This window comes from Propionispora sp. 2/2-37 (assembly GCF_001298735.1).
In the GTDB taxonomy this organism is placed as follows: domain Bacteria; phylum Bacillota; class Negativicutes; order Propionisporales; family Propionisporaceae; genus Propionispora.
This window is the reverse complement of sequence record NZ_CYSP01000017.1, coordinates 77,482-86,325: the sequence shown is the minus strand read 5'-3', so window position 1 is coordinate 86,325 and position 8,844 is coordinate 77,482. Positions and strand designations below refer to the sequence as shown.

Genomic DNA, 8,844 nt, shown 5'->3' with positions numbered 1-8,844 from the left:
GGAGGCCTTACTTATGAGAATCGTTGAAAGGGAAGAGATTTATCAAAATAGACTTCTAGGGAGAGTTATTGCTAGTGCTGTAGGCAGAAACTCTGCAATTAGCAGTGAAAAAATGACCGTTTCTTTTGCTACCTATTCAGCGGAAAGCGGCCCGATGGAACCACATAATCATGCCGAAGAAACGGTCGTGGTTCTGGATTGCCAGAACGGATGGGTAAGACGCGGACCAGCGAAGGACAATTTAAATGAAAAACACTTGCTGAAAAAGGGCACTGTTATGTATTTCGATGAGCTTGAATGGCATGTTTTTGAATATGGCGAAGGCGGCTATATTGATGCGCTTTGTATTTACGGTCAGGTAGACAACATTCGCCCTGAAGAAATCAAATTCCAAAAATAATGTTAGGAGAATTAATATGGCAAAGGAAATTATCGGTGTTGTTCCGCCGATCGTAACACCAGTGGATGAAAATGAAAATGTAGATGAAAAAGGGTTACGGCTGCTTGTTCGCAGATGTATTGACACGGGTATCCATGGCATTTTTGTCGCTGGGTCCAATGGTGAGACAATGGCGCTTACTCAAAAAGAAAGAAACCGTGCTATTCAGATTACATTGGATGAAACCAAGGAACAGGTTCCTGTAATCTGCGGTGTTATGGATGCAAGTACCAGACGTGTTATTGAAAATATCAAGGAATTAGAACAAATGGGCGGTAAGGTCGCTGTCGTCACTCCGGTATTTTATGCGCGGCATGCAACCCAAGACGAAACAGTTCGCCATTTTGAGGAAATTGCTCGCCATACAGAAATTGATTTAATGATATATAACATTCCACCCTTTACGGGACAAACCTTAATGCCGGATACGATTTTCAAAATCGCTAAAATTGATAAGGTTATTGGCTATAAGGATACCACAGGCCGATTTCCGGATTTTCTTAAATGCCTGGAGCATTTTAAAGGTACGGATTTTGTTTTGCATCAAGGTGCCACAAATCTGGCAGCGACAAGTCTGCTAATGGGGGCAGACGGGTATATCCCATCGATGGCACCTCTTTATCCGAAGCCGTTTATTAAGCTTTATGAATATGGTACAAAAGGCGACATCGAGAAAACTCAATTTTATAATCATATTGTAGACATGACTTCATCAATCTGGCCGATGGCTAAAAGTCAAACAGCCTCGACTAAATATGCACTGAGTAAATTAGGGTTTGACTATCGGGTTGTTCAACCATCTGAACCGATAACTAAAGAGCAGATGAACATGGTTGATCAAAAAATGGCGGAAATTGAAACATATTTGGCTGAAAACGATCTGCTTGATTAAAGGTATTGTAGTATGATTTAAAACTTACAAAAAGGGTTGAGTGTAAAATGCCGAAGACCGTGTTATTGTCACATGCTTTATATGAAACAGGGATGGACGTATTAAGAAAAAATGTCAATGTTCTAGTAGCCAATAATAGTGATATGAGTGGTATTATCGATGACCTAAAAAAGGCAGATGGATTAATTCTTCGCGTAGGCAAAATTACGCGCGAAATTATGGAGCAGTGTCCAAATCTTAAAGTAATTGCTCGTCCTGGTGTCGGTGTAGATAATGTAGACATGAAAGCTGCCACGGAGCTTGGTATACCTGTTGTCGTTGCACCGGGAACGAACAAAAGGTCTGTCGCAGAGCATGCTGTTGGTATGGCTTATGCGATAACCAAGAATATTGTGGAAAGCCATCAAGAAACAGTACAGGGTAATTTTAATATACGTAATAAGTATACGGCTATTGAACTTGAGCAGCATCATGTGGGGATTGTAGGCTTTGGCAATATCGGTAAAGAAACTGCAAAAATATTTGCCAATAATCAAATGCAAGTACATGTTTATGATCCGTTTGTCGAGCAGGAGATAGTAGAAACGAATTATCAATATATATATCATGCTGAATTGGCAGATTTACTTAGGGTTTGCGATATTATATCGCTGCATATGCCCTCGTTGCCTTCAACACAGGGCATGTTTAACGCCGAGCGGTTTGCACAGATGAAAGATGGCATATTTATTGTAAATTGTGCGCGTGGTGACATTGTAGATGAAGAAGCGCTGTATGAAGCTTTGAAGAGCGGTAAAGTGGCCGGAGCTGCAGCTGATGTCCTGTGTTCAGAACCAATGGATATTTCGAGCAAACTCTTTAGCCTGCCTAATTTCATCGCTACGCCACATATGGCGGCGCTTACGAGGGAAAGTGCTGACCGTACATCGCGATTGACGGTGGAGGGTACATTAGCCGTATTGCGCGGAGAAAAATGGGATAAAGTGGCGAATAAAGAAGTTTATCAGCATGAGCGCTGGCAATAGCTTAATTAAAAAAAGATTCTCCTATATAATGATATGATTTTTATGCCAATCATTATACAGGAGGCAAGTAAATGAACAATTTGATTTTAGCATATATCAAAAAATAATACCATAAAGGGGCATGGCAGTACAATTGCTAAGCGAGACTTTAGAGTATGATTTTCACAAAATTCAAGGATGGCCTACAGATGTTATGACTTTTTGGTGGTACCTAAAAAACAATAGGAGATGATGTCGGTGGACAAAGGGATGAAAATTCCAAATAAAAGATGGATTTATATTATTCCAGCGACCATTATACTATATATAATGACGTTTATGGACCGGATGAATATAAGCTTTGCAATTGCCGGGGGCATGCGAGAAGATTTAGGCTTGAGTATGACAATTGCCGGGTTGGCAGCGGGTATCTTCTTTGTTGGATATATGTTTTTACAAATTCCAGGAGGTTATATAGCGGAGCATAAAAGTGCTAAAAAATTTATAACGTTTACTATTATTGGCTGGGGTTCACTGACTGTTGCCAATGGCTTTGTTACTGAGGAATGGCAATTACTGCTGGTTCGTTTTTTGCTGGGTGTAGTTGAAGGCGGTGTTTATCCGGCAATACTGGTTATTTTAGGCAATTGGTTTCCTGCTAATGAAATTGGAAGAGCAAATGCGATGTTTATGACGAGCACATCCCTTGCTGCGATTATTACAAATCCTGTTTCCGGATGGATTGTGGAACATTATCATTGGCAGTGGCTATTTATTGGTGAGGGTATTGTATCCCTGCTTTTGATTGGTATATGGCTTCCGTTGATAGAGGATACTCCTGAAAAAGCCAAATGGTTATCTGATGCAGAAAAAGAATATTTGGTTTCTACTTTGAAAAAGGAAAAAGAGTTAGCGTTGGAAGAAATGAAGAAAAAGCATATAAAAGTATCTTACAAAGAACTTCTGTGCAATAAAAATATGTGGCTGCTTATCTTGATATTTAACTGTGGAATGATAGGGGCTTACGGGTTGAATCTTTGGATGCCGACAATTATAAAAAGTCTTACCAAAACAGGCATGACGAAGGTTGGCTTGTTAAGTATTTTACCTTATATTACATCAATTATCGGGTTATATATTATTGGATATTTTTCAGACAAAACGCGAAATCGCCGATTCTTCACAGCGTTACCTTTGATTTGTTTTGGTTTAGGATTATGGCTGTCTACACTATTTTCTGATAATGCATGGGTGTCTTTTATTATTATAGTTGTTACCGGATTATTTATTAAGTCAATGCCGTCTTCCTTCTGGACAATGGTTCCTATGCTGTTCCCGCCAGGTTCTATAGGGGCTATCCGAGGTTTTATTAACGCTTTTGGAAATTTAGGAAGTTTTGTCGGTCCTTATATGGTTGGTTTAATTACAAGCACATATGGTTTGACATATGGTCTGTACAGTTTAGTCGGTGCTCTATTGTTAGGCGCATTTTTGACGATATTCTTACCGGCAAAAACTGCAGGGAAATGACAGGAGAAATAATCTTTTTAGCCTTGACTAAAATTTAAAGAAGAGGTTATCATGAAAAAATTAGCAAAAAAATCAGTTTTTTCTAAGATTAAGGAAATTGATGTTGGAATCGTCGATACAGAGCTGGAAGAAGCACTGAGTAATTTAAATAAAAAAATTATTGTTTTAGACGATGATCCTACAGGTATCCAAACGGTACATGATATTTCTGTGTATACTGATTGGTCAACGGAAAGTATTGCCGCTGGTTTTGCTGAAGAACAGCCGATGTTTTTTATTTTGACCAATTCGCGTGCCCTTACAGTTGAGCAAACAAGAATGGTCCATAAAGAGATTGCTGAAAATATTGTGGCGGAGTCAAAGAAATGCGGTAAAAATTTTATTATTATTAGCCGTGGCGACTCAACGCTACGCGGGCATTATCCGCTTGAAACACAAATTTTAAAAGAAACGTTAGAGGCGGCTTCTGCTATAAGATTTGATGGCGAAGTGCTGATTCCCTTTTTTAAAGAAGGGGGGCGTTTCACTATTGACAACGTACATTATGTGCAGGAAAGTCAGACCTTGGTGCCGGTTGGTGAGACAGAATTTGCTAAGGATAAAACATTTTCCTTTGCAGCATCAGAGCTGGGGGAATATATTGAAGAAAAGACCGAAGGAAGCTATAAGGCGGCAGACACGACTTATATAACGTTGGAAGATCTTCGCAATCTTAAAATTCCAGAGATAAGTAGGCAGCTTTTGGCAGTCAAAGAATTTAACAAAGTTATTGTCAACGCCGTAGACTACGTGGATGTTAAGATTTTTACAATTGCTTTGTTGCAAGTTATTGCGCAGGGGAAAAACTTTATGTTTCGGACGGCGGCAGCTTTTACTAAAGTCATTGGCGGGTTAAATGATCAAGAGTTGCTTAACAAAGCGGATTTAGTAGCAAAAGGCAACAAGAATGGTGGATTAATCATCGTTGGTTCTCATGTGGAAAAAACGACTCATCAGTTAGCTGAATTGCAGAAATGTACTGATATCAGATTCTTCGAATTCAATCAAGGGCTGGTGGTTGAACCTGAACAGCTAGAGACAGCGATACAGAGCATTATTGTTGAAACCGAGAAGTACCTTAAGCGTGGTGAAACGGTGACCATTTTTACTGGGCGCAAGCGATTGGATGCTGGTACGGAAGAGGAGTCGCTGCGTCTTTCTGTTAAAATATCCGCAGCGCTCACAGCTATCGTACAGCGATTAAGCGTTCAACCGAGTTTTTTGATTGCAAAAGGTGGTATTACCTCTAGTGATGTGGGAACAAAGGGATTGAATGTGAAAAAGGCGAGGGTAATGGGACAGGTAAAACCTGGAGTTCCAGTTTGGTTAACTGGCCAAGAAGCAAAATTCGCCAATATGCCCTATATCATTTTCCCAGGTAATGTGGGTGGAATTATGACTTTGCGCGAAGTAGTTGAAATGCTCAATAATCAATAAATTGTCATCTCGGTTAGAGAAGAGGAACTTTAACGCTTACAAAAGATGGGTGCTTTGCAAAGTAAGGGGATAAAACCTTTGTCAGAAGATGGGCAGAGGTCTGTTCGTTGGGGGAACTTTGTTGAGTAAAAGTTGATTCAAGCTTTACTATGAAGCCGGGTACGCCTGATAAATGATAAGACAGCGCCGGTAGACGCAAAAGCCGCCCCGACAATAAGTGCGGTGTGATAGCCGTGCAAAAAAGCGGCAATTTGCTGATTTACATTTGGCGTCAGCAGTCCGGACAAAGCAGCTGCCTGTCTATTTTCGAAGATGGAAATCGCTATGGCTATGCCACACACCTGGCCGATATTTCGCACCAACGAATTAATTCCGCCGGCAATACCCAATTTCGCCGGTGGTACTGCACTCATTACACTGTTATTATTGGGGGATTGGAACAGGCCGTTGCCTAGCCCCAAGATGGCTTGCCCTACAGCAATTCTCCAAATTGATGGAGTGGCATTCAGTGTTGCCAGCCAGATAAGTCCCAATGTTGTTGTGGTTAGACCGGCTGTACTTAAAAAGGCCGGATTAATCCGTTCAGAAAGATAGCCGCTGATAGGGGCGGTAAGGGCCAGCAGAATAGGAAAAGGGGTCATCAGCATTCCAATTTGCCAAGGACTAAGATGCAATACGTCGTTTAGATAGAAAGGCAGCAACATCGTATTGGAAAACACGGCCATAAAGGATAGCAGCCCTGTTATGTTGCCGGACCAAAAAGCCCAGATTTTAAATAAGCTTAAGTCAATCATGGGAAACTGCACACGTTTTTCATGAATAATAAAAGCCCAAAAAACAATAATGGATACACACAATAAACCAATAACGATAGTAGATAACCAGCCCCACTCTTCACCATGGATTACCGCCATAAGGAAACAAGTCATGCCTAGCGCAAATAATATTGCTCCGGCATAGTCGAAGGGTTCTTTTGTATAGCGTTTTTCTTGCGGCAAAATAATTTGTCCGGCAAGAAAGCCAATGACACCGATAGGGAGATTTACATAAAAAATCGACTCCCAACCAAAAGCATCAACCAGCACTCCGCCAACGCTCGGTCCTGTCATAGACCCCAGGGCCACAATCATACCCACAAGTCCAAGCGCCCGCCCTCTGTCAGAACCAGGAAAGGTTGCGGATACAATAGCCGGAGCATTGGACATTAGCATGGCTGAGCCAATCGCCTGGATAATTCTCGAACCGATGAGGAAAGCAATGTGTCCCGACATTCCGCAGAGGACAGAACCTACTGTAAAAATCAAGAATCCGGCAGTGTAAACATTACGGCGGCCGAGTATATCTCCCAACCTGCCGAATAATGGCAATAAACACGATATGGTTAATAAATATGCAGATACGACCCACTGTACGAGTGTCAGGCTGGAATTAAGGTTTGTAGAAATTTGCGGTAACGCAACATTAACTATGCTGGAGTCAAGCGTTGCCATAAATGTCCCCACAGCGGTAACAGCAAAAACCAGCCAACGGTAAAATACGAACGACTGCAATTTGTTCGGCATATTGTTTCCTCTACTTATAGTCAGATTTGCTGGAAGGAACCTTCTTATTATTCCCTTTTGTATAAAATAAATAGGTTGATGCAACCGGTTCTTTACTAGAAAAAGCATTAAAGCTAGTAACACAATTCAACAACTAAGAATCAACTCCTGTTGATCGCATTATAAAATAAATAAGATTTTATAGTCATTTCGCCGGCTGGTAAGTATATCTTTGGGACATAATAAAGGTAGTACTAGAGAAGGAGGTGCTACATGACTAAGAGGCATAGCGAAGAATGGTCAGAAGCTAACCAAAGCGTCTCAAAACTACCCGATGATAAACGGCAAAAATTGTACCAAGAATTGAAACGATCCGGACAAGTTGAAAACCCCGTTAAATACACCGAAACGCATCTGGAGGGCGGTGAGGCAGACAGGAAAACCCGCTTCAAACCGTAAGAAATGAGGCGGGTTATTACATATTGAGATACGGAAGATAACGAAAACTACTTTACCAGCCAAATGATTCGTATCGCAAAATACCTTGCAGAATTATAATGTCTGGTGGGCTATCATGTCCGTCCATCAGACTTTTTCACTAGATTGAAGAGCCGATAAATTCCGGCTCTTTTTTTGTACCACATTTGAAAAATGAGAGTATCTGCTAGATGAAATGGATACGTTTGCATCAAGTACAGACAGATTTTGAAATTCAAGGAAAATCAGCATGAATGATGGGGACGTCGTAAGATTATGCATTATGCTGGTGGGAGCAAGCTGCACGAGATAAGTTCATGGACAAAAGCTGCCATTAGTATCCTTCTTTCTGAACAATAAGTATCTGATTAAAAAGTGCGTACTAGTATGTGTATTCCGATAAGACTATAATCATTATAGAGTATTAATTACCGTAGACTAGGTAATCTAAATTTTTAAGGGGGAAGTTATGACAAGAAAATATAATTTATATCAAATTGATTCATTTACAAAGGAAAAATTTACAGGAAATCCTGCGGGAGTAGTAACGAATGCAGATGGATTAACTGATTATGAAATGCAGAAAATAGCTAGGGAGCTTAACAACTCTGAGACCGCTTTTATTTTTTCTTCAAAAAGTAATGAGTATGATGCTCATATCCGTTTTTTTACACCAACAAATGAAGTGCCAATCTGTGGGCATGCTACCATTGCTGCTCATTATGCCCGTGCTATCGAAAATAGGCTTGGCACTTCAAGAGTTTATCAAAAAACGGGTGCTGGAATTTTACCTGTTGATATAATAAAGGAAAATGAAGACTACAGAATTGTTATGACACAAGGGGAAATTGAGTTTGGCCCAATAATTGATGGAGAAAATAAAAAAGAACTTTTATCTGCTCTTAATATAGGAAATAGTGATTTGCTTGAAAACTATCAAGTCCAGGTGATTTCAACAGGCCACTCTAAGATTATGATTGGTATAAAAAGTATGGAAACTCTAAATGCATTGAAGCCAGACTATACGGCACTTACTAAGTTAAGTGAGATGATTCGCTGCAATGGATATTATGTTTTTACTATTAATTTGCATGATAGTGACATTTTGGTACATGGCAGAATGTTTGCCCCTGCAATAGGTATTAATGAAGATCCTGTTACTGGTAATGCAAATGGTCCTTTAGGCGCATATCTTGTTCATCATAACCATGTTAAGCATAATAATTCTTTGTTCAGATTTAAGGCCAAACAAGGTGAGGCTATAAACCGACCGGGTATTATCGAAGTTGAGGTAAAAATAAAAGATAAAGAGCCTGTTGAAGTCAAAATTTCTGGGAACGCTGTAATAATATTTAAATCCGAATTATCATTAAATGATTAATAATCATTATCTGATTCGATAGAATCGTCCGTGAGCCTTGAACCGTCCCGCCATCTTTTTACGGCAGGAAAAGTTGAAAAACGATGAGTTGCCAGAAGTTATTT

Annotated in this window: 8 protein-coding genes; 7 read left to right on the top strand and 1 reads right to left on the bottom strand. The window is 40.1% G+C overall.

Features of this window, described 5'->3' with window-relative positions; genetic code table 11:
* The 5 genes from P22_RS16730 to P22_RS16710 form a co-directional block, all read left to right on the top strand.
* A partial coding sequence (locus P22_RS16730; protein WP_216598105.1) for a hypothetical protein occupies positions 1-400 on the top strand: 400 nt, incomplete at its 5' end.
* 16 nt (positions 401-416) lie between these two features.
* Positions 417-1,331 carry a dihydrodipicolinate synthase family protein gene (locus P22_RS16725; protein ID WP_054261374.1) on the top strand — a complete coding sequence of 305 codons (915 nt, stop codon included), beginning with the start codon at positions 417-419 and terminating at the stop codon, positions 1,329-1,331.
* 47 nt (positions 1,332-1,378) lie between these two features.
* Positions 1,379-2,356 carry a hydroxyacid dehydrogenase gene (locus P22_RS16720; protein ID WP_054261373.1) on the top strand — a complete coding sequence of 326 codons (978 nt, stop codon included), beginning with the start codon at positions 1,379-1,381 and terminating at the stop codon, positions 2,354-2,356.
* Positions 2,357-2,587: 231 nt separating this feature from the next.
* Entirely contained in the window at positions 2,588-3,865 is a 1,278-nt protein-coding gene (locus P22_RS16715) for an MFS transporter (protein ID WP_054261372.1), read from the top strand.
* Between the two features lie 51 nt (positions 3,866-3,916).
* Positions 3,917-5,341 carry a four-carbon acid sugar kinase family protein gene (locus P22_RS16710; RefSeq protein ID WP_054261371.1) on the top strand — a complete coding sequence of 475 codons (1,425 nt, stop codon included), beginning with the start codon at positions 3,917-3,919 and terminating at the stop codon, positions 5,339-5,341.
* Positions 5,342-5,478: 137 nt separating this feature from the next.
* Here the strand turns inward: P22_RS16710 and P22_RS16705 are convergent, their stop codons facing one another.
* Complete coding sequence (locus tag P22_RS16705; protein WP_054261370.1) at positions 5,479-6,903, bottom strand: MFS transporter; 1,425 nt, start codon at positions 6,901-6,903, stop codon at positions 5,479-5,481.
* 252 nt (positions 6,904-7,155) lie between these two features.
* Between P22_RS16705 and P22_RS16700 the strand changes: the two genes are divergently transcribed.
* Both P22_RS16700 and P22_RS16695 read left to right on the top strand, forming a co-directional pair.
* Positions 7,156-7,341: a hypothetical protein gene (locus P22_RS16700; RefSeq protein WP_054261369.1), complete on the top strand. Its 186-nt coding sequence runs from the start codon at positions 7,156-7,158 to the stop codon at positions 7,339-7,341.
* 487 nt (positions 7,342-7,828) lie between these two features.
* The gene (locus P22_RS16695; RefSeq protein WP_054261368.1) at positions 7,829-8,740 is read left to right on the top strand and encodes a PhzF family isomerase; all 912 of its coding nucleotides are present in this window, start codon (positions 7,829-7,831) and stop codon (positions 8,738-8,740) included.
* The last annotated feature ends 104 nt before the right edge of the window (positions 8,741-8,844 follow it).